This window comes from Pirellula sp. SH-Sr6A (assembly GCF_001610875.1).
In the GTDB taxonomy this organism is placed as follows: domain Bacteria; phylum Planctomycetota; class Planctomycetia; order Pirellulales; family Pirellulaceae; genus JBKCUI01.
The window spans coordinates 1,751,635-1,774,421 of record NZ_CP011272.1 but is presented as its reverse complement, the minus strand read 5'-3'; the positions used below and the strand labels follow the sequence as shown (position 1 = coordinate 1,774,421).

Here is a 22,787-nt window from a genome sequence, read left to right as displayed (position 1 = left end):
CCATGAGCGATACGCCTCAGGTCATCTGGCATTCGCAATCCGTATCGCGAGTGGAACGGGAGAAACGCAACGGCCATCGGAGTTGCGTTTTGTGGTTCACCGGTTTAAGCGGTTCCGGAAAAAGTACGATTGCAAACTTGGTTGACCATCAATTGTTCGATCGCGGTGCGCGGAGTTATCTCCTCGATGGCGACAACGTCCGGCACGGACTTTGCGCCGGACCCAACCTATTGGCCCCGGTCTACGGCGAGGAGTTCGCTCAACGATTCGGGTTGGGATTCGGTCAGCAAGACCGCGAAGAAAACATTCGACGAGTGGGCGCCGTCACAGAATTGCTCGCCAATGCAGGGATGATCTGCTTGACCGCTTTCGTGAGCCCCTATCGCAAAGACCGAGATTTGGTCCGGCACTGGGTGGAGAAGCAGAACGGCAAAGGCTCTTTCATCGAAATCTATGTCAACACGCCTCTCGAAGTCTGCATGGCGAGAGATCCAAAAGGGCTCTACCAGCAAGCAATCGAAGGAAAAATCATAAACTTCACCGGCATTTCGGACCCCTATGAAGCTCCCGACGCACCCGACTTAGAGCTTAAATCGGCCGAGACGCCAGCTGAGCAATGCGCTTCGCAAGTCCTCTCCCACCTGATCGCGCAAGGAATCCTTTCATGAAAATCAACTCCCAAACACGAACGCACCGCATGCTCCGATGGATTCGTCATTCCATCGCACTATCTCTCGCGACTCTCTCATCGATATCGATGCCATATGCGTCGACGGTGCTCGCAATTGCTCCCCAGGAAAAGAAACCGACCGAACAAAAAATTGCACCGGAGACCCTCCGTGCACCGATCGATCCCGAACATATCCGTTCGAATCACTTGGAAGCGTACGTCGAGCGGGCATTGAAGTGGGATAAGGAGGTAGCGACGCTGGCGGCGAATAATGCGACCGAGGGAAGCGAAGACTCCATCTTGTTCCTTGGCAGTTCGAGCATTCGTCTGTGGAATACCATCGAGCAAGACATCACTCCTTGGAAGCCAGTCCGTCGAGGTTACGGCGGTTCGAAATTTTGCGATGTCGCTCTTTACACACCTCAATTGATTCGCGGGTTGAAATATCAAGCCGCAGCGATCTTTGTCGCGAACGACATCACGGGGAGCGAGTTGGACAAGACTCCCGAGGAAATTGCTCGGTTAGCGAAAGTCGTTATCAACTCGATTCGATCCGAACGCCCCGATGCGCCGGTGTTGTTGATCAGCATCACGGCTACTCCGTCGAGATTCAAGCATTGGTCTCGTATTGAACAGGCCAATCGTGCTTTGGAGAAGTTGAGTTCTGAATTCAAGAATGTTTCGTTTTTAGAAACCCAATCGTCGTATCTCACTTCCGAAGGCCAGCCGAAACCGGAGTACTTTGTGAAGGATATGCTTCATCAAAATTCGGATGGCTATCGCGTGTGGGGTGGATTGGTTCGAAAGAAATTGGATGAAATGATTGGCCGTTAATAGAAATCGCCCCTCGTTTCCAAGCGAGCCGAGGGGCGATGGTATTGGCGATGCAATTTGCCGAAGCGACGTGTCTTACTTTTTGTAGACTTCGTGCTTCGGATTGCCCCCTGACTTCAGGTAGGCGAGCAGATCGAGTACTTCGTCTTGATTGAGCGTGTCGAGCAGGCCGGTGGGCATCATCGATACTTTGCTCGCCTTCATCTCGACGATCTTATTGCGTGAGACATTGGTAAAGTTCGCGGGATCGAGCATGTTCGTCGATACCATGAGATTGTTCCCATTGAGGTTGGCGACCCGGCCCGTTACGACGGTGTCATCTTCGAGCAAGAACTGGGTTGCTTCGTATTGATCGCTGATCGCTTTGCTCGGTTCCACGATCGCCACGAGCATGTCGTGCGTGCTGAAGCGGCCTCCTGATGCGGTCAAGTCAGGACCTTGAATGCCCCCTTGCCCGTTGAATCTGTGGCATTTGTAGCATTGCGCTACAGCAAACATCTGTTTGCCTCGTTCAAAGTCAAATCCCTTTTGTTTGGAGTCCGCGGTCTTCTCGAGTTCGTCGACGGTCCACTGCTTTACTAGTTTTCGGGGTTCCAAATCGGCGAGCGGATCTTTGGGGGCAGGAGGAGCTCCCACCAATTCCCCGAGGGAGGACTTCTCGTCGTCGGAAAGTTTCTTGATAGCCGCTTGGCGAATATTCTCGATGAAGCCACCAAAGGATGCACCCCCGCGAGCGGTCGCGACGTCATAGAACCATTGGAAGTATTGCTTTCTCAGGGATTCGTTCCAACCGTTGGTTGCTTCGCGGAGGCAGAACGCGTAATGGATTTGATCGTCCGCCGAGCCGCTGGTTCTCATCTTTCCAACACAACGGTCGATGATCTTGGGAGCTTCGAGGTAGACCAGGACACGCGCTAGTTCGCGATCGAGTCGGCTATCTCCATCCTCAGCCGGGAAATGGCTATCGAGTTGCTGGACGATCTTGCCGCGGAAATCGGCGTTGCCGTCGCCTAATCGCAAGAACGATAGTTGGTAGGCGCGAAGCAGTTCGAGCTTTTCGGTGGCGGACAAGGATTGCCAGGAAAGGCTCAGAAGTTTGTTCTGAATGGCTGCTTGGTCCGAGCTCTCCCCTTTGCGGCAGAGGGCCACAGCGAGCGTGATGGCTGCTTGCGGTGTCGAGGCCTTTGCCAACGCGTCGCGCCACAGTTTGGGATCTTGGTGTTCCAATGCGATACGGGCAGCGGTTCGCATCGATCTGTCGGGGCTTCCGACCTGCGCTAGGACCTTGGCCAAGTCAAAGGAACCGCGGTGCATCGATTCCAACTCTCGACGGGCTTGGCGAGCTTTTTGAGCGTCGGCCGAATCGGGGAACTTCGCGGGTGAAACATCCTCGGGGCCGGTGTAGCGAATGCGATAGAGAGCGGACTGCACTTTCCGACCACCGACCGACATGTAAATACAGCCTTCGTTCGGCGAAACAATCAAATCAGTAACCGGCATCGGGGAAGCGCTAACGAAGGGTTCCACTTTGGCTTCGTAGGAGGAATCCTTTGGAGTCATCGACACTGCGTACACGACACCGAAGCTCCAATCGCTGATGAGCAGAGAGTTTTGGAACTTGGCGGGGAATTTGGTACCGATTCCAAAGACGATTCCCGTCGGGGATCCGTAGCCGATATCGGCGACCGAGCCGAGGCTGTCGGCGAAATACTCAGGCCACTTGCCTGTGCCGTTTCGCCAGCCGAACTCGGAACCGCTGGTCACATGATTGACTCGGGTGGGGCGATACCATGGAGTGCCGACGTCCCATTCCATGTCGGCATCGTAGGTGAAAAGATCGCCGAGCGGATTGAAGGCGATATCGTACTCATTGCGGAAGCCTGTTGAGAGAAGCTCAATATCGCTTCCATCGGGTTTCAGCGACAGGATGAAGCCACCTGGTGCCGGCACATTTGCCATGAAGCCTCGAGCATCGGGCATTCTCCCCAGCATGTGGTCCTCGGACCAATGTTTCGGAACGCGCGAAGCGTCGATCTTTTCAGGCAGCTTGGTTTGGTTACCGGCGCAAAGATAAAGTCGGCCATCGGGTCCTTCGATGATGGCATGAGGACCGTGTTCCCCACCACCGTTAAGCGGAATGAGATAGTCCTTCTTTTCGAACTTCCCGTCTCCATCGGTGTCTTGGAATCGATAGAGTCCCGCGTTCTCTTTGTTGTTGACGTCGACGTAGAGACCATCTTTGGTCCGGAGAAGCCCTTGGGCCATTCCGATTTCGATATCCAAAGCTTCGACAACGGTCTTATCGGCGGTGGATCCCACCGGGGCTGGGGTGACTCGGTAGATCTTGCCGTACTGATCGGAGGCCAGGATCTTTCCATCTAAGTCGGGGGTCAAGCAAACCCACGAGCCTTGTTCGGCCAAGGGAACTTCGTAAACGAGATCGACTTGGAAGCCGGCCGGGACCCGGAACGCGCTAGGCGGGGTTGCCCCAAGATCGAACGCCATGACGGGGGGTGCCAGGAGGGCCCCCGCTACGAGCGTTAACAAAACATGAAAGCGAGAGCGTCGCATGGTTTACCTTGATTACTTAGGAAGGTGGAGGGAGAACGTGACCGAAACTATCTTACTCCCTCAGTGGCACGCAACAATGCCGTGGAGGGGAGACAATGGCTCTTCATATTCCGCAAAGAAAGTGCTTACGCAACCAACTAGTGCACGTGCAGTTGTCGAAGGCGTGCTAGTCCATCCAGCAAACTTCGTCGGCAACCCTGCGAATCGATCAGGCCAGCGTTCGGATAGACATGCTCTCCTCGATCGGAGAATTGGTTCCAGATAATGCCATGCACGTTGGTTTTGGCCAGCAGCATCTGGATCGCTTCCAGCCCGTTGAGTGGCAATCGGCAGCAGGGGGCGTCGTCGTTTCCGTTCGATGGGTTTTTGGGGCGATCCGAATCGCTGTCCTTCATGGATCTCTTTTCCCACGCATTCGATTCAGGATATTGCCATCCCGAGACGACGGACGCTTTTGAAATAGCCCGAGCGGATGGTCTGGCATTGCATGGGGTGCAAAGCTGGACGAGTAACGGGAGGCCGAGAATGTTCCAGTGGTCGATCAAATCCGAAAGGTCGATCAAGTCGCGGGGAAGGGAGCCAAAAGGCCAGTAATTGAGGTTCAACTCCAGGCCTAGCCCAGAGAGTCCCAAGTCGGCTCGGACCAACGCATCGGCGAAGTGAAGCGGGCTGATTCCGTCCGATTTTTGACCCAAGTACTCCGCCCATGGCGAATCGATGGTCACGATCACTGGAGTCTTCGGATCCGATCGACGAACCGATTGGATTACGCCGACGGAGAGATGGAGTATCTGTTCGTCGGTCAAGCCGAGCGTGTTCGGGGTGTTGAGGCCTGCGGCGGCTGTCCACAAGTGGACTTGCCCGCGGTAGCGTTCCACAACCTGAGTCGCATGTTTGCAAGTCGCATCGTAGAGGGACTCGAAGTCGTTGAACAAATAGAGCCATCTGGGGATGGCATGGGGTTGGAGGTTGAGCAACGGGCCTGCGAAGACTCGCAGGGAATGATCGCGTGCCCAAGCGAGTTGCTGGTCCAAAACACCGTAGCGGTCTTGAGGACTGTCTCCTTCCAGTTGCCACTGCTCCATCGACAGATGGACGGTATTGATCGCGGGCAAAAGAGAGGCAGCATCGAGACTCCATTCGGGGGTAGGAGTGAGTTTGACCCCCAACAGCGTGCTCAATTGTTTTTCGGATTGATGGCGAGCCTGCAATGACTGCGAGATGAAGGCTCGTCCTAGTGGTTTTGCCGCTGCGATGGTCAGGTCGATGGCTCGCTGCGCCAGTGGAGTGCAACGGTGCAAGTCATTCGAAGCGAGCACGGCTTCGACGAACGCCTCCAAGGCTTGTTCCATGCTTTGGTGGAACACATCGGGGAGCTTCAGTCCAATCCGTTGCCAATCCAATGCTCGGCCTCGGATCCGGTGGATCGTGCCCCGCGCCAGTTCCAGAATCAGCACATAGGGAGCTTCTTGACATCGAAGCGATGCGGTCGAGAGAAGAAGCGGTCCATATTCCTCGGTCGGCCAAACAATCGAGAGCTTGCCCGACTCATTGACCGTTCGGTCGATGATAAACAAATCGCTTTCGATACGATTGCGACTGGACCATGGGATCCCCTCGAGTCCTGAGACGTAGGCCGTTTGCCAAATATTCGGGTCGTAGCTTTCGGCACTCCGGACTCGAAAACGCAGCTGGCCCATGAAACGCGATCTAACAAAGGGGTAGGAACGGACCGAGTACGGGGCCAGACTGGAGGACACCTGATGACAGGACGAGAAGTGTAACCGATCAGCGAAGTCACCACAATTTGGGAATCCACCCGGTTCTCTTTCCCAACCTCGCAACTCCCAAACAATTCCGACTTTTCCTGTCTCGACAATAGTTGTTTCGACGACTAATTAGGTCTATACTGCATGGGGTCGTCCGATTGGGGTCTTCCGACGGAGAGTGGCATGTGGCAGGACGAGATGGTAGTGAAACGGAAATTTGATTCGCTCTCCCAAGAGGCTTACCTCTCCATTTGGAGGACGTACGATCGCCTCAAGGCCATTGAAGAGCGGTTTTTTGCTCCTTTTGGGCTAACCCCACAACAATACAACGTGCTTCGGCTGCTTCAGGGGTCCGAATCGTCGGTCCCAACGCTGACCATAGCGACCCGGTTGGTTTCGCGGGCACCGGACATCACTCGCATGTTAGATCGGCTGGAGCAGGACGGTTATGTCCTGCGAACGCGGTCGCAAGAGGATCGCCGGGCTGTTTTGGTTTCGTTGACTCCCGAGGGACACAAGATCCTTGGAGAAATCGAAGCACCGTTGGAGGCGATGCACGCCGATCAGATCGGCCATTTGTCGCAAAAGGAACTTCGGCAGCTGTGCGAACTTCTTTCGAAAGCGAGAAAGCCGCATGAGCCTGAGGGAAGCAATTGGTAGTTGAAATCTTGGACATACCTAAGGAGTGAACGATGATTCGAAGCGAAAACCAGTTCGACGTGATCGTGATCGGCGGAGGGCCTTCTGGGTCTGCAGCGGCAACGTTGTTAGCCAAGCGCGGCTTCAAAGTCGTCGTCTACGAACGGGATCATTTTCCTCGATTTCATGTGGGGGAATCGTTAATCCCTTTTTGTTACCCGGTTTTGGACAAACTCGGCTTGCTCCCCAAGATGAAGGCCAGTCACTTCACCAAGAAGTATGGGGTTCAATTTATCAATGAACACGGGAAGCTCTCCGAGCCGTTTCGGTTCGAGGAATACGACCCGCATGAGCGATCGCAGACCTGGCAAGTGCTTCGGAGTGAATTTGATGAGATGCTGGTCCATCATGCGAGAGAATCGGGCGTGACGGTCCACGAGGGGGCGCGCGTACTCGATGTCTTGAGCGAGGGGGATCGCGTCGTCGGCGTCAAAGTGCGATGCGAAGGGGAAGAGGAGAAGGAGGTCCGCGCGTCCGTGGTCATCGACGCGAGTGGGCAGTCGTCTCTCTTGATCGACCGATTCAACCTTCGGGTGTGGGACCAAGAGCTGCGAAAGGCCGCGATCTGGACGTATTGGAAGGGAGCCAAGCGGGAACCTGGACTGGATGCCGGTGGAACGATCGTCATTCAAACTCAAGAGAAGAAGGGCTGGTTTTGGTATATCCCTCTGCACGATGATGTTGTCAGCGTCGGGGTGGTCGCCAACTTCGATTACTTGTTCCGAAACCGGGATTCGAAAGACCCCGAAGTGATCTACAACCAAGAGGTCGATCGCTGCCCAGGGGTAAAGCCTCGTATCGAAGGTGCGGAACGCGTCAAAGATTACTTTGTTCAGAAAGAGTATTCCTACAAGGCGAAGCAGGGTGGGGGAGACGGTTGGGTGTTGGCCGGGGACGCCTACGGGTTTCTTGACCCTCTCTATTCCTCGGGCGTTCTCTTGGCGCTGACGTCTGCCGACGTCGTCTCTCAAGCTGTCGGAGATGCGTTGGAGGCCAACGATCCGAGCGAAGCTCGATTGCGAGTCTGGGAGCCCGAGTACAACAAGGCGATGAACCGCATGCGCAATTTAGTGATGGCGTTTTACGATGGGCTCAATTTCGGTAAGCTGGTGAGAAGATATCCGGATAAGAAAAACCTTATCACCGATATCCTCATCGGCAATTTGTTCGACGAACGGGTCGATGAACTTTGGCCGCTGATCGAAGAACTCAAGCGAGAGACCGCTATGGAAATGGCGGCTGCTCAATAGTCCTGCGAGGAGACCACCATGCCACTTTACGAATACGAATGCAAGCGTTGCAAGAAGCAGTCGGAACTCCTCGTTTCGAAGCCCGACGCCAAGGTAGAGTGCCCGGAGTGTGGGGCAAAGGAAATGACGAAGCAATTGAGCGTCGTCAGTGCACCGGTTATGGCGACGGGTGGACGAGGCTCCTCTCCAGAACCGGGACCATGCGGTAGGTCGGAATGCGCGAGCGGTTGTATGTTCGACAACTGATTTTTGCTGTCTAACCGGTCGAAAATCTCTATCGACCCCTCTTGTAGAATTCGACTACTATCCCCGGCGATACCGTCTTTGTATGGTTCCCCTGGGATAGGATGTCGGCAAGATGAGACGTGAGAAAGAAAACGGATTTAGCAAGAAACCTCGCAGAAGACTTCGAATCCGCAAGGTACTGATTGTCGGTCTGATCGTCTTTCTATCAGCAGGTTTCTTTGGTGTGCCAATGCTGGTCCAGAACCGGGGACTGGCTGTCTCGATGATCAACCGATACGCGGGGCTGGAGCCCATGCGAATCGATTTGGCGGAGATCCAAGCTGGATGGTTTCGGCCCTTTCGCATTCGCGGTTTTCAATTGTCGGATGACCAAGGAGCTGAGCTAGCAAAGGTCGAAGAGATCGAGACGGAGCTCTCACTTTGGAATCTGATCACGAATTATGCTGACCTAAAGACGATAACCGTACGAGGAGCTTCGGTGCGTCTGGATGTTCAGCCGGGAACTACGAATCTCGAAAAGGCGTTCAAACCCTTTTTGGAACCGGCCGAGTCACCAACCGATGCGTCGACGGGAGCTGGGGCAAGTTCAGTCGCTTTTACGGGACGCATTCGCATCGCCGATGCCGTGATTCATGCGCGCGATAGTGTCGAACTTACCAGTTGGGATTTGGCGATCAAGCAAGCAGATATCCCACTCCCTACGGTGGAGCAACCGATCCCTCCGATGACCTTGATCGGAACCATCCAGCAAACCAATGCTCCCCCCGGTGTGGTATTGATGGGCGGACAATTCAGCGTTCAAACACAACCGCTCGCTCAGCCTATGGTTGCCGTCGGTGCCGAACCGAATGGTTTGATGCCTTTGAAGATGGCGATTGCAACCAATGGGCTGCCCCTTCATTGGTTCAGTTTGGTCAAACGCCGTCTGCCGGAAATCCCCATCGAATCGATCGCTGGATTGGCGACGGTGCAAGCCGACATCGAATTGCACAATCAGCAACAGGTCTTAGCTCAAATCCACACGGCTCAGATCGATTCATTGCAAGTGCATGCACCGACCCTGGTGGGACCTCGAGGCGCAGCGCTGCAACAGATCCGTTTGGCAGGAACCGTGAACAAAGGACAGGACCGGATCAAGACCGATGGCCTGCAGTTGGCTTCGGACATAGGAACTTTGAAAGCGATCCTCGATTTGCCCCTGGTACCCAACGTCCCGACATTGACCCAGCCATGGATCATGAATGCGGACTACGAACTAAATGGATCGATCGATCTGGCGAGGGTCATTCAGGTTGCCCCCGATCTGCTACCCATGCAGGATCAAGTCGAATTGGTCCGCGGCGAGGCGACATTGGTTGCATCCCAAAAGCGTTCGGTGATCGATGCGACTGTCCCGCCGGATAGCAATATGCAGATCAAATTAGGTGGACTCGAAGCCATTATGAACGGTACGAGTATGCGTTGGGACGAAGCGTTGAACGCGACGCTCGATGTGCGTCCGATTGCCGGTGGGCAGCCCAGCTTTAAAGCCGATTGCAAAGCGGAGTTTTGCAATATCCAAGGGCAAGGAGATTTGGTGCAAGGACAACTCGCGGGGAGTTTTGACTTGGCAAAGATGCAGCAGCGACTCTCCAAGTGGTTTGCGCTCCCCGTTCAGAGTTTGGCCGGGGCGGCCGAATGCCAGGTCGCTTGGAAACAGGACGAAAGTAATCGACTCATCGCCAACGGAGCCTTGAAGACCACCCCGGTGCGCATGGTGACCCAGTTTGGGCAATTGAACGAGCCCGCCTGGGAAGGGGAAATGCAATTGGTCGCTCGTCTCGACAAAGGAAGCTTGATCCAGATCGATCGCTCTTCGGTGCAACTCAAAGCAAATACGGAGTTGTTATCGGCATCGATTCAAGAGCCGGTTTCGCTCGTTCCGTCGACCCCGGGAATGGCTCAATTGCCACCCGCCGGGATGCAATGGAAACTGACAGGGGACCTGGCCGGCTGGCAGCGCCGCGCCAAAATGTTTGCGGGCCTGGATCTGGGGCTCGATCTTGGCGGACAGTGCGAATTGGAAGCGAAAGGCGTCGTCGATGCCTCGCATGCCGAAATATCACTGGCCAAATTTAGTGCGACCAAGTTCTACGTCCAATCCGGGGAAACTCGGTTTGCGGAACCTCAAGTCGTCGGGCAGTTTCAAGGAAGAATTAGTACGAAGGACATCTCGCGTCTGCAAGTCGACAATCTACTCCTTCAGTCTCTCTCCTTTGCGTTGCAGGCAAAAGACGAAGCCGGCGCTCAGGCGGGAACACGTGTTGGGCAAGCAGGATTCCGGATCAATCCCCAACAGCTCCTGGTCGCATTGCAGTCAGGAGAGGTGGCATCGACTTCGGTCGACGGTGATGTCACAGGGCAGCTGAAGTGGCAATTGGATCCTAGCCAAATCGTTTGGGCTCTCGGAGTCGATGCGTTGAACATCAAAGCCATTCAAAAACCGGTGGATCCCACGACCAAATTGGTAAGCACGGGGGGAACGACCGCGCCTGCGACGACCATTCTTTGGGAAGAGCCGCAGGCAAAAGCGATCGCTTCCGGTCGCTACGATCTGACCACAGGGAAACTAGACCTCAACGATTCGCAATTGCAGACCGAATGGTTTGCCTATGGCGGAAATGCCGTGTTGACCTCCTCCAAGGAAAAGATGGAGTTTCTCTCCAAAGGAAATGTCACCTACGATGCAGCGCGTGTTGCGGAGAAGCTGAAGCCATGGACCGGTAGCTATCTGGTCGTCGCCGGGCAACGAACGCAGCCACTTGAGGTATCGTGGACGTCCGGCAGCGCCAATGCGAGTTGGTCCGATGCACTCCAAGCTACTTCGAACATCGGTTGGGATAGCGCGAGTGTGATCGGTATTCCCATCGGTAAAGCAGACGTGCCGCTCAAGATCGAGAATGGGCATTTGCTTACCAAGGCCGAAATACCCGTATCGCAGGGAACGCTGCGTTGGAATCTCGACGGCAATTTGGCATCGAATCCCATCGCGATCGTTCAAGCGCCCGAGACGGTAATCGATAACGTCGCTATCTCACCGCAGATGTGTCAGGGGTGGCTCAAGTATGTTGCACCGCTGTTGGCAGAGGTCACGAGCGTGCAAGGGAACTTGAGTTTGAAAATCGACGAGGCTGTGATCATGCCGACCGATCTCCCCAAGCAAACGGTCAAAGGTCAACTCACGATCCACGGCGCCAACGTTGGACCCGGGCCCTTGGCCGATCAGCTCCTCGCGCTGGTTCAGCAGATTCGAAATCTACGCAAGGGGCTCGGCGCGCAGGATGGAGGGGGGGCAGCGACGACTTGGTTGCATATGCCCACCCAGACGGTCGGTTTTAACGTTCAACAAGGACGCGTATCGCACCAGAACATGCAAATCCAAGCGGGCGATGTCGTGGTACAAACGAGTGGTACCGTTGGCATCGATGGCTCGCTCGATCTCGTCGCGTCGGTTCCTATTCAGAAAGACTGGATTGACAAGACTCCCGCATTGCAATCGCTTGCCGGCCAATCGCTTCAACTGCCCCTCCGAGGAACGGTGCAGCGTCCTCAGGTAGATTACACGGCCTTCACATCGATCGCCCAGCAGATCGGCGGTGCCGCATTGCGCAGCGAAGCGCAAAAGCAGATGGAAAAGGGGATGAACAAGTTGCTGGGACCCTTGTCCAACCAATTGGCTCCCCTTCAGCAAGGCATGCAGCAAATGCAGCAAGGAGTTCAGCAAAACCTTCCTCAACTCCCATTGCCGAATCTTCAGAACTTGCAGTTGCCAGGATTTGGCGGTACCAATCCGTTCGGAGGAGGGGCTCCCGCGCCGGCCGTTCCGCCTCAACCTCAGTAGAAAGCTATTCCTCGGGGACGACGCTTACGGTGATGCTCTTTCGATCAGCCAGTTTTTCAAAGGCAGCTTGAAGTTCGTCTTTGGTGACTCGCTGGTAGTTCTGCGTCGATTGCGCGATGGTCTCGTACTTCTCGCGATTCAACCAGGCGTTTCCTATGGTGAAGAGTCGATTTCCTGGACGCTCGGAGCTCAAAATCATGCCGGAGCAGATCTTGTTTTTCGCCAGTTCCACTTCACGATCTTGAATGGGTTTGGTCCGGCCGTTTCGAAGTACCTCTTCGACTTTGTCCCAATTGGATCGTCTCGCCTCGGGCGTGCATGCCATGTAGGTGCAAAACAGCCCGCACTCTTCGAATTCTTGGGTGAAGTTAACCGCCGATTCGGCCAATCCGTTGTCCACCAATTCCCAGAAGAGTCGGCTACCGGTGTCATCGCCTAGGATCGAACTCAGGATGCGATACGTGTAGCGAGCTGAATCGTTGTAACCCGCCCCTGTCGTGTATTGCAACGTGTATGTCTGCGTAGCAGGTGGATGCACCAAAGTCGATTCCTTCTCGCGAGGAGCCGGTTTCAACAGCAGTCGCGTCGCGTCAGATGGAACCCAGTGTTGGGTCAAGCGTTTCGCGTCGGCGACCAATGCCTCAAAATCAACGGCACCCGCGGCGACCAAGGTCAAGTTATTTGGGGCATAGCGTGCGCGATGGTACGCACGCATGGCATCGGTGTCCATCGCACCGACCGTCTCTCGCGTTCCTAGTACCCGGCGGGCGAGAGGGTGGTCGACGAAGAATTCTTCCATCGCGAGCTCCATCCCACCATAGGGCGGTTGGTCATCGTACATCGCAATCTCTTCGATGATAACCTGTCGCTCCATCTGGAAATCTTCGTCGTGGAGCGAGGGACGCATCATATCGCTTAGAAGGTCGATCGCATGCGCTTGGTTCTCCGGGAGAACGCTCATGTAATAAACGGTCTGTTCCTCGCTCGTATACGCGTTGGATTGCGAACCGAGGTCATCCAACTCTCGATTGACTTCCACGGAAGTTCGTCTAGCAGTTCCTTTGAACATCATATGTTCGAGAAAGTGGCTGACCCCGGCCAATTCCGGGGACTCATCACGCGAGCCCGTTTTGACGAAATATCCAAGAGCCAAACTGAACGCAGAGGGATTCACCTCGGCGATAATTTCTAGGCCATTGTCCAGCGTTTCGCTACGAAACTGCATCTGCGATTGCTCCAGAGGGAAATGCGATGGGCTCGGGGCCGATGGTGACCATCGTCCAATTGCTCGGTGGGTGGTTACGGAAAAACTCGACCATGTTTTCGCAAGTCAATTTCTCGACCTCTGCGAGCACTTCCTGACGCGTCGGAACGCGCCCCAGGTAAATCCAGTCGTAGGCCATTTGAGAGCTGCGAGAACTGCTGCTCTCCTGTTCCATCACGAGCGAGGTGCGGACACGGGACTTCAATCTGGAAAGTTCATCGGGTTCGATACCGTTGGCGAGCGATTGAATCGTTTGCAGTGTTACTTCTAGTGTTTCTTGCGCTCGCGGAGCTGTCGTTCCTGCGTAACATAGGACACTACCGCACCGATCAAGCGAGTGCACCGAGGCGGAAACTGCATAAACGAGCCCGCGTTTCTCTCGCACTTCGATAAACAATCGCGAACTCATTCCGTCGCTTAGAATGCCCACCAAACCTCGACCGCGATAGTATTCTGGATGCTGATAAGGAACCGAATCATAGGCCAGTGCAATGTGTGTCTGCTGGCTGTCGTGGTAGATATGTTTGATCTGCGGAATGGTGACCACGTTTGGAGGTTTCGGCGATTGGCCAGCGTCCCAGTCTCCAAGCAGTTTTTCCACGAGCGGGATGAGCTTTTCCCATTCGAAATTGCCCGCGACGCTCAGGATCGCCCCGTGCGATGTCACGCCTTGCTCCCAAAATGAACGGCAGTCGTCCATGTCGATGGCGGTGAGCCCCTCTTCGGTTCCGAGTGAGGAACGGCCGTAGGTTTCCCCGAAGCGAATACGTTTTAGTTCTTTGAAACACTTTTGGGCCGGGTCATCTTCGATCGACGCGAGTTCGAGCAGACACGACTGCCTCGCTTCTTCCAGTTCATCATCTGGAAAATGGGGGGTCCGCAACATGGAAACCGCGATGCGAAGAGTCGGCTCGAAAACGCTCGCCATCGACGCCATGCTGATCGATGTGTGGAACGTGGTCACCGAACTGGATCGTTCGACTCCGAGGAAATCCAATTCCTCGACGATCGCGCGGGAATCGAAGTCCCCTGCGCCACGCTGCATCATTTCCAAAGTAAGTCCCGCCAGCCCTTCCCGTCCTGTGGGCTCGTGCGCCGTTCCGACGGGAGTGAGCAGGGTAAAGGCGACCGATTCCAGCCAAGGCATCGGCTCTCCAAGCAGAACGAGCCCGTTCGGGAACCGATGGTGGAAGACCGTTTGTTGCATATCCGATTGCGCCGATTATTGAGCCAAGGTGAATGCGGGGAGCGGAACGATCTTGCCCCCCTCCAGTGCGCTCTGGTGGGCGCAAATACCAACACAGGTCCAGTTCGCGCTGGTGATCGCATTGGGCCAAGGGTCGCGATCTTCGCACAAAGCCGAAACAAACTCGTGCACCAAGTGAGGGTGCGAACCACCGTGTCCACCCCCTTGGATAAACGAAAGGTGATCGGCGTCTTGAATCGACTGCGTGAACATGCGAATCGGTTCTGGGAGCAAATGTGCGTAATCGGGGACTTCCACCAACATGGGGATTTCGTGTTCGGGGAGTTTGGCCGTATGTATCACGTGGGGCTGGCCCTCGACGAGCGACCATTCGAAACTCTTTTTCGTACCATAGACGTCGAAGCTTTCACGGTATTGTCGGGCGGTATCGAACAGGAACCGCCAGATGTGGGCTGCGACATCGCTGTCCTTGATCTTGATATGGCAACTTTCGACGGCGAATCGATTGCCAGATTTTTTGGCCAACTCGTCGCGAATGGTCCCGGACCCGAAGCATGACACGTACTCGGCGCTACCATTTACCAGACCGAGCACCGGAGAGACCACGTGCGTCGCGTAATGCATCGGGATCATTCGTTCCCAATACTCAGGCCAACCATCCATATCTTGCGGGTGGCTCGCTGCCATGTATTGGATCTTCCCCAATTCGCCTCGTTCATACAGCTCTTTGAGGAACAGAAATTCGCGACTATACACAACGGTCTCCGCCATCATGTATTTCAGTCCGGTATCGGCCACCGCTTGGCAAACCTTGTCGCAGTCCTCGATGGTGGTTGCCATCGGGACCGTGCACATGACATGCTTGCCGGCTCGGAGAGCTTCGATACTCATCCAAGCGTGGTCGGGGATCGGAGAGTTGATATGGACAAAGTCGATATTGGGATCGGCGAGCACCTTCTCGAATTCTTGGTAGCGACTCGCGATTCCGAATCGGTCTCCTGTCGCATGAAGTTCTTTTTCATTTCGCCGGCAAATGGCAACGACCTCCGCATTGGGATGGCGCTGGTAAATGGGGATAAACTCCGCCCCGAAACCCAAACCGACCATCGCAACCCGAAACTTTTTGTCTGTCATGATCGAACGCCGCAAGAGAGGGAAAAACTACCGTGCCAATGCAAACCGCAAAGACCGTGCACGTGCACACCAAACTAACCAAGCGCACGCACTACAAACGAATCGTGCGCACGCAGGCTAAACCGCCCTTGTACGCACACCCCGTGTACTCGCACCCATCGAGCCATCCCCTCCCTGTTCTCCCCGTGTGAGGGGGGACCGTTCCTCTTGCGAAGGTGCCGATCGGGAAGTGTGGAGAGCTTCGAAGGGGACATGTTATAGCGGAATCTTTCCGAAACTCGAAGCCGGCGGGGGTGCGAAACGAGATGGGAGGGAGGGGATTCGGGACCGAGCTCCTTTTTTTCGCTACAATTCTCGGAGGCCGTCCCCCACACGACGAGGTGGCCCACTGGCCGAGATGGGGGGCTTGCAAGGGATGCAAACGCGTAGGAATCGGAGTGAAAATTGGCGAAACAGCCCAAAAAGGAACAGGAAGCCATCGCGCAGGAGCTTGCTGGAATGAGCCAAAGGGCCGGCGAGCTTATGGAGCGGTCGTTTTGCGAGTCTGCCTTTCTCCTCTACGGGGAGCTAAGGCATCGCGCCAAATCCGAATGCAGCTTGCTCTACTACGTCATTGCGACCTTCTTTCAGATGAATTTGGCGCAGCGTCGTTTGCAGTTTGAAATGGTTCGCGAACGGGCGATCGAGTTAATCGCAATATTTGAAAACGAAGAGCAGGCCCGAAAGATCGAACCCGAGCTGGAGCTCAACGAATACGAAGGGCTGAAGTACGCCATGTGCGCCTGCGCCTACGAGGTCCTGGCAGAAGCGACCGGTGAAATCGAAGGCTTTAACTCCGAGGGGATGCAGGAGTGTCTCACCGGCGGTATGGATGTTTGCCGGCGGATCGGCAAACTATCCTGCATCGGATGCTTTCGGGAATATGCATGCGACATTCATAAAGCGGCCGACGACTACGAGTTAGCTCGGTATCACTGCAATCAAGTTCTCAAGCAGGACGGAGATTTCTCCGATCGAGGGGACCGTCGATGGCTGGCGATTCTCAAGCTGGCGACGCTCGATATGTTCGATGGCCAGCATGACAGTGCCCGACAGCGCCTCGACAAAGCGTGGGAGCTCGCCGGTCTGAGTACGGTCAACGATCCACTTGGAGCGAAAGCCTCGGTCGCCTTCGAACTCCAAACCCTCGACACCCTCGAAGGGCTCTCCCTCGACGAACGCGTGGAACAGGCTTTCGGGCAGCTTCCTCCGCGAGATGAATGCCCCGAGTACGATCTCGATGTCGATTGCTTGACCGCGCTTCAGCACGCGATGAACGGTTCGTGGTCGGAAGCCGAACAGATGCTTACACCTTGGATTCGCTCGCTCAAACAAACGCATGCGACGTCGAAGTGGTTGGAGACGGGCATTCGCCTTGTCGCGATCAAACGACTCAAAGGAGACTGGGAATCGGCGAAACGAATCGCTGCACCGTTGGAGGCGGCAGCGACGAAGTCCAATGACTGGCATTCTGTGCGGCGGCTCACGCAGATCCTGGATTCCCAATACGACATCACTCCGATTGGTACCGTATTAAAAAAGAATCGGTCACCGACTCCAACGCCCTTGGCTGCAGTGGCCGACGAGCATACAGACGCGAGCGATGGATTGTCAACGAGCGGGAGCGAGCCGGAGACGGAAAAGGTTCCGGCCGGATACTACCCTATTTCGTCCGATACTCCCCTCTTCAAATGGTTGGAGGACTTTGCAAAACGACTCCAAGCGGCCCGAGATACTTCGGCGGAGGATATGGACATCGAGGCGTTTCGATCTGAATTATTGCTTAGTCAGAATCGGGACTGGAGTCACCCCGAGGATATAGGGCGTGCCCTCTATTTCATGATCTACTTGATCAGTCCAGGGAGCGATTATCGAGCCATATGGACGTGGGCCAACGGATTGGTTTCTGGGTTCCAAGAAACGGGTTACTTGATATCTCTTTTGGCCCGGCTGGGGATGGCGGTGAATGCAGCGGAGCGCTTTGAGCAGTTTTCGAATCTGGATTTTGCCAACTTGACCGAAGAACTACCTCCCGCAGTTATCGAGAGCGAACGCTTGGATCAGTTGGTTCGCAAGTCATTACAATTGGATTCGAACAGCGTGAACAACAATTATCGCGCTGGGGAGATCTTTGAATACATCGATAACGCGGGCGAGGCCGAACGTTGTTACGCCAGAGCTTTCAAACTGGACCGCTCGCGCGAGGATGCCGCGTTGGCTTTAGCACGCATCTACATGAACACCGAACGCAATAGCGACGCTCACTATGTGCTCGACCTCTGCATCCGAGAAGGGGGAAGTAGTCCGGAGTTGTTCTTTGAAGCGGCAATGCGGGCGCACGCTTTGAGCATGCACGAGCTACAAGTCAGTTATCTGAAGACGCTGCTAGAACGTTTTCCGCCTGTGCCATGGTGCTACTACTACCTGGCCATCGGGCTATTGGAATTGAAGAAACCTGACGAAGCGCTCGAGGCGATCGAAAAAGAGATCAAGGAGTTCGAAGGAATCGGCGTTCACATCGATGCCATCCAAGCGGAGGCGTATGCCATGCTTGGGAACTTCGTACGCGCTCGCCATTCCATTACCCATGGGCTGTCCCGATCGCTCGTCTCCTCGGACGCTCTGACCCACGGGGGAATTTCCTCGGCCATGGATCGCCTGTGGCGGGCTGCCAAACTTATTCCGCATGCTCGCGATCTTCAGCAGCACGTCGAGACACGGCTGTTGCAGTGCGGTATGACGCCGGAGGACTATTTCGCAGAGCGACGAGCGCATGAGAAGCCACGCGACTTGCAGCTGTTCCATGTCAGTGTTCTACAACCATTAGACGATCAATGGGAATCGTTCCCTGGCTGTTTGCCTGAACAAGGGGATTGGACCGGTTATGTAGCTCACTGGGGTGTTCTGGCGGACGACTCCGAACAAGCGGCTGCACTTGCGTTGGAAGCGCAGCGACAGTGCTATTCGATCGAACCCGAAATTATGGATGTGACCCCGGACGAGGAGCCATTGCATGATCGGCCTGGAGTCGCCTTCCAAGGCTATCGAGCTTCCGCAGACGAGATTCTCGATGAGGACGACGAAGGGGATGGAGATGGGGACGGCGATGGCGACATGGACGATGATGAGATGCCGTATTAGGCGAGTTTCAACGTCCTTCGAACTGCTCGCATTCAGCCCGCTAGCTCTCGGTAGCGGAGGCTGCCAAGTAGGCGGCCGCTTTGTCGCTGATATCTTTGCGACACCAGGCGCCGGGCCAGCGAACGGCTTGAACCGCGGTGTAGGCATTGAGTTTAGCTGCCGATAGATTCGCGCCCAAAGCGGTCACGCCCAGCACGCGTCCGCCATTGGTTACCACGGTACCGTCCACGAGCTTGGTTCCCGCGTGGAAAACCTTCACATCGGGAAGGTCAGCTGCCTTCTCTAGACCGGTAATAGGTCGGCCATTTTCGTAGGCTCCAGGATAGCCTTGGCTGGCGACGACGACGCAAATCGCAGGACGGGGGTCCCATACGGGGGGATCGATCTCGTCCAATCGACCATCGACGGTTGCTTCGAGGATATCGAGCAAGTCGCTCTGGAGCCGCATCAGGAGCGGCTGGCATTCGGGGTCTCCGAATCGCACGTTGTACTCCAGCACTTTCGGTCCTGCCTGGGTCAACATCAGACCGGCGTAAAGGACCCCACGAAACGGCTTGCGATTCCGTTTCATCGTATGGATGGTCGGTACGAGAATCTTGTCTTCGATCGTTTCGAACAAATCGTCGCTGACGACAGGGGTGGGCGAGTAAGCTCCCATGCCACCTGTGTTGGGACCCTTGTCTCCATCGTAAGCAGCCTTGTGATCCTGGGCGCTGGGCAGGGTGAGAATCGTTTTCCCGTCGGTGATCGCCAGCACGCTGGCCTCAGGTCCTTCGAGCCGCTCCTCGATGATCATCTGCGAGCCAGCCCGTCCGAATTCATTCTTTCGTCCGATGCGGTCGATGGCTTCCAGGGCTTCATCGCGATAGGAGCAGACGATGACCCCTTTTCCGCTGGCCAGACCATCCGCTTTGATCACGACGGAAGCTTTGTCTCGTTCGTTGGGATAGCGGGCTTTGATGTAGCGCATGGCGCTGTCGGCATCCCGAAACGCTTGATAGTCCGCGGTCGGAACGTCCGCTTGTCGCAGCAAGAGTTTGCAGAAGACTTTGCTTCCTTCGAGTTGGGCAGCGGCCTTGCTCGGACCGAAGGCTCGGATCTTGACCTTGGCCAACTCGTCGACCAAGCCGAGGGTGAGGGGGACTTCGGGGCCGACCACGACCAAGTCCACACTTTCTTTTTTGGCGAAGGCGACCAGGCCGGCAATATCATCCGCGGCGATGGGAACGTTTTCGGCCTCCAAAGCCGTACCTGCGTTTCCGGGGGCGACCCAAAGGCGGGTGACGCGTGGACTTTGGCTGATTTTCCAAGCCAAGGCGTGTTCCCGACCACCACTCCCGACGACCAAAACTCTCATGGAACTAAAACTTCCCGCGTTGCAATCCAATGGGTACCACTCACCAACCGCCGATTGTCCGACAGTTGGCAGAAGTTTATCGGCCAGTTGCCGGTTCCACTAGTGCTACCCCCCCGAATGGCGCGGTGCACCCCAAGGGGGTGGTTCTTTAGATGGGATTTCCCTTCCAGCGGGCGAAAGCCTCCAAGGCAAAAAATTCGGGCAAGCCTATTCGATTGTAGGAATCGGCGGTTCCCCGATTGCGGTCTTCCGCTCGCTGCCAGAACTCTCGCGGGTCCGAGCCGGGGAAGAGCGCTTTGTCTTTTTGGCTTTCGTGCATAAAGATCGCTTGCCGTTTGAGGGCCAAATCGCTTGGGCTCAGCGGGACGGCGATTTCGATTTCATGCAACGGGTATTCTTGCCAGGCGCCTCGGTAGAGGAGAACATCTGGGACTTTGTCTCCCCGTTCTTTCATGTTTGCGAGGGCTGCAAAAATGGCTTCGGCGCAGACGCGGTGGGTACCGTGCGGATCGGCGAGATCGCCGGCGACGTAGATTTGGTCGGGCGCTTCTCGGATGAGCAAGTCTTCGATGATCGCAATGTCCTCAGGCCCCACCGGCTTCTTTGCAATGGTGCCGGTGCGATAAAAAGGCAAATCCAAAAAGTAGAGGTTGGTCTCTTTGCAACCGATTGCGACCGCTCCTGCACGCGCTTCGTTTTGACGGATCAATCCTTTGATTTTGAGGATGGTTTCTGGGTCTGGATGTCCAGGCCGTTTGTTATCGATCGACTGCCTCACATCCTCCGCCAGATGCGAGGATCGCTCTCGATCGATTTCGAAAATTTGGTTGTAGTCTGCCACCAATTCCGCGACGCGCCGCGCGTCGTGATCAAAGACGGCGATGTTTCCGCTGGTCATGTAGGCGATATGAACGTCGTGTCCATCTTCGATCAATCGGATCAGCGTCCCACCCATGCTGATCACGTCGTCATCGGGGTGAGGGCTGAAGCACAGGGCTTTCTTGGAGCTATTTCCAGCGGGGTGGTAATCGATGGTATCGAGCATCCACCGGAATACCTTCTGCGCGATCAGTTCCGCAGGTCCATGATGCCGCAGCAGTTGGTGGAGGTCGTGGGCACGAAAATCGTCGGCATCGAGTTTCAACAACGCTTTCCCCGTCTGATTGCAAAGCCACAGGGTGGCTCGTTTGATCAATTCGTCGTCCCAAGTGACATTTCCGAGAAGCCATGGGGTCGACGCCCCCTTGAGAAGCGATGCTGCAGGACCGTCTAGCAACACGCGTACGTCCCCATGCTCCTGCAAATAAGAAGCGGGAACCCGGTCATTGATCGGTCGTTCGAGCGCTTCCACAACGATCTTCGCCTTGTGCTCGCCGATGGCCAGCAGCAGGATTCGTCGCGCTGCCAAGATTCCGCTGAGACCGACTGTCAAGGCTTGCGTCGGTACATTTTCTTCGCCGAAGAAGTCGCTTGCTACACCGCGGCGGGTGATCGGGTCCAAGGTGCAGAGTCTTGTTCGGCTGCGTTTGACCGAAAAGGGTTCGTTGTAGCCGATATGACCGTTGATCCCGATTCCGAGCAATACAAGATCGAACCCGCCTGCGTGCTGAATCGCCTCATCGTAACGTCGGCAGTGCAGATCGATATCATTTTGGTGCAGCTGTCCGTCGAGCACGTGAACTTGGTCGGCTGGAATGTTGACGTGCTGCAGCAGTTGAGTTTCGAGCCACAATTTGTGGCTCTGTGGGCTGTCAACAGGTAGACCATAGTACTCGTCGAGCAGAAAGAGTTCCACGCTCGAAAGGTCGAGACCCTCGTCGCGATGCAACCGGATGATCTCGCGCAGCGTTGTCAAAGGAGTCGAGCCGGCCGGCATGCCGATAACCGTTTTTTGACCCAACGCGGCTCGCTCTCGAACCAGCCCTGCGACGATATGAGCCGCGTATCGAGCCATTTCTGCGATGGTTTCAAAGCAAAAGGATGGCATGGCCGTCCCTGCGATCGGCCTCGCTCGCGTCATCAATCGGCTTGTGTTATCACTTCGATGTTGAATCATGTTGTTCGTCGGGATCGTTTTGCGATGCAGTTTCGCGTAAGGGCTCATGTGTGAACACTCCATTGTATTCCACCCTACCGGTTCATACTCTATTGAAGATTCGAAACAAGCTGCGTAGCTCCGGGCATCAACTCGCTCTAGCGGAGAGTTGTACATCAGGCTTGGCAGCCGCGGAACTGGGAAGAATACCTGGAATCTCCGAGTTTTTTTGCGGCTCCCAGGTCGTCTACCAGACGGAGAGCAAAACGGCTTGGCTGGGAATCGAGCCATCGGGTTTGGCCGATCCGGATCGTGGTCCCGTCAGCCCGTGGGCTAGCGAACAACTTGCATTGGCTATGCTGACGCATACACCGCGCGCGACTGTCGCCGCCGCGGTCACCGGGCATTTGGGGCCAGGTGCCCCCCCAGACCTTGATGGTGCGGTTTATCTCGCCATTCGCTTGCGAAGCGGTGTGTCCGGCGATCTGGGAGTTCGACTGACTGCTCCACCCCCGAATGGCTCCGAGGATTGGGAGAACCGAACGACTCGACAACAAGAGGCAGCCGCCCGTTTTCTGGATTGGATCGCCCAGCAACTCCCTTGAAGGTGCCAATTGCATTCGCAGGTCGGGGCAACGGAGTTGAGATCGACATTTCGAAGATCGATGGAGTTTTTTCCGCTCACCCGCAC

General features: G+C 55.5%; 15 protein-coding genes. 8 read left to right on the top strand and 7 right to left on the bottom strand.

Annotated elements, in window-relative coordinates:
- Positions 1–2 precede the first annotated feature (2 nt).
- Both cysC and VN12_RS06995 read left to right on the top strand, forming a co-directional pair.
- Positions 3–668, top strand: coding sequence for an adenylyl-sulfate kinase (gene cysC, locus VN12_RS07000; protein ID WP_146676151.1), 666 nt, complete (start codon positions 3–5; stop codon positions 666–668).
- Positions 665–1,504: a GDSL-type esterase/lipase family protein gene (locus VN12_RS06995; RefSeq protein ID WP_146676150.1), complete on the top strand. Its 840-nt coding sequence runs from the start codon at positions 665–667 to the stop codon at positions 1,502–1,504. Before cysC ends, VN12_RS06995 begins: the two co-directional genes overlap by 4 nt.
- Before the next feature lie 75 nt (positions 1,505–1,579).
- Here the strand turns inward: VN12_RS06995 and VN12_RS06990 are convergent, their stop codons facing one another.
- Positions 1,580–4,075 carry a c-type cytochrome gene (locus tag VN12_RS06990; protein WP_240491348.1) on the bottom strand — a complete coding sequence of 832 codons (2,496 nt, stop codon included), beginning with the start codon at positions 4,073–4,075 and terminating at the stop codon, positions 1,580–1,582.
- 137 nt (positions 4,076–4,212) lie between these two features.
- A complete protein-coding gene (locus tag VN12_RS06985; protein WP_146676149.1) occupies positions 4,213–5,775 on the bottom strand; it encodes a hypothetical protein in 1,563 nt (520 codons plus the stop codon).
- Positions 5,776–6,048: 273 nt separating this feature from the next.
- On the opposite strand from VN12_RS06985, the gene VN12_RS06980 reads away from it, so the two are divergent.
- The 4 genes from VN12_RS06980 to VN12_RS06965 all read left to right on the top strand — a co-directional run bounded on the left by VN12_RS06980 (position 6,049) and on the right by VN12_RS06965 (position 11,919).
- The gene (locus tag VN12_RS06980; RefSeq protein WP_240491347.1) at positions 6,049–6,504 is read left to right on the top strand and encodes a MarR family winged helix-turn-helix transcriptional regulator; all 456 of its coding nucleotides are present in this window, start codon (positions 6,049–6,051) and stop codon (positions 6,502–6,504) included.
- A gap of 32 nt (positions 6,505–6,536) precedes the next feature.
- The gene (locus tag VN12_RS06975; protein ID WP_146676148.1) at positions 6,537–7,793 is read left to right on the top strand and encodes an NAD(P)/FAD-dependent oxidoreductase; all 1,257 of its coding nucleotides are present in this window, start codon (positions 6,537–6,539) and stop codon (positions 7,791–7,793) included.
- 18 nt (positions 7,794–7,811) lie between these two features.
- Positions 7,812–8,039 carry an FmdB family zinc ribbon protein gene (locus VN12_RS06970; protein ID WP_146676147.1) on the top strand — a complete coding sequence of 76 codons (228 nt, stop codon included), beginning with the start codon at positions 7,812–7,814 and terminating at the stop codon, positions 8,037–8,039.
- Positions 8,040–8,151: 112 nt separating this feature from the next.
- Positions 8,152–11,919 (top strand): hypothetical protein, encoded by a 3,768-nt coding sequence (locus VN12_RS06965; protein ID WP_146676146.1) that lies wholly within the window; start codon positions 8,152–8,154, stop codon positions 11,917–11,919.
- Positions 11,920–11,923: 4 nt separating this feature from the next.
- Here VN12_RS06965 and VN12_RS06960 read toward each other — a convergent pair whose 3' ends face one another.
- The 3 genes from VN12_RS06960 to VN12_RS06950 all read right to left on the bottom strand — a co-directional run bounded on the left by VN12_RS06960 (position 11,924) and on the right by VN12_RS06950 (position 15,524).
- Complete coding sequence (locus tag VN12_RS06960) at positions 11,924–13,144, bottom strand: M16 family metallopeptidase (RefSeq protein WP_146676145.1); 1,221 nt, start codon at positions 13,142–13,144, stop codon at positions 11,924–11,926.
- Positions 13,131–14,330, bottom strand: a complete 1,200-nt coding sequence (locus VN12_RS06955) for a M16 family metallopeptidase (protein WP_168164264.1) — start codon at positions 14,328–14,330, stop codon at positions 13,131–13,133. The genes VN12_RS06960 and VN12_RS06955 overlap by 14 nt, the downstream gene beginning before the upstream one ends.
- Before the next feature lie 75 nt (positions 14,331–14,405).
- Entirely contained in the window at positions 14,406–15,524 is a 1,119-nt protein-coding gene (locus VN12_RS06950; RefSeq protein ID WP_146676143.1) for a Gfo/Idh/MocA family protein, read from the bottom strand.
- Between the two features lie 444 nt (positions 15,525–15,968).
- Between VN12_RS06950 and VN12_RS06945 the strand changes: the two genes are divergently transcribed.
- The gene (locus VN12_RS06945; protein WP_146676142.1) at positions 15,969–18,704 is read left to right on the top strand and encodes a tetratricopeptide repeat protein; all 2,736 of its coding nucleotides are present in this window, start codon (positions 15,969–15,971) and stop codon (positions 18,702–18,704) included.
- A gap of 40 nt (positions 18,705–18,744) precedes the next feature.
- On the opposite strand, the gene purD is transcribed toward VN12_RS06945, so the two are convergent.
- Positions 18,745–20,061 carry a phosphoribosylamine--glycine ligase gene (gene purD, locus VN12_RS06940; RefSeq protein ID WP_146676141.1) on the bottom strand — a complete coding sequence of 439 codons (1,317 nt, stop codon included), beginning with the start codon at positions 20,059–20,061 and terminating at the stop codon, positions 18,745–18,747.
- 148 nt (positions 20,062–20,209) lie between these two features.
- On the bottom strand, positions 20,210–22,165 hold the full coding sequence (locus VN12_RS06935; RefSeq protein ID WP_240491346.1) for a 6-phosphogluconolactonase: 1,956 nt from the start codon (positions 22,163–22,165) through the stop codon (positions 20,210–20,212).
- Positions 22,166–22,167: 2 nt separating this feature from the next.
- On the opposite strand from VN12_RS06935, the gene VN12_RS06930 reads away from it, so the two are divergent.
- Positions 22,168–22,701 carry a CinA family protein gene (locus VN12_RS06930; protein WP_168164263.1) on the top strand — a complete coding sequence of 178 codons (534 nt, stop codon included), beginning with the start codon at positions 22,168–22,170 and terminating at the stop codon, positions 22,699–22,701.
- The last annotated feature ends 86 nt before the right edge of the window (positions 22,702–22,787 follow it).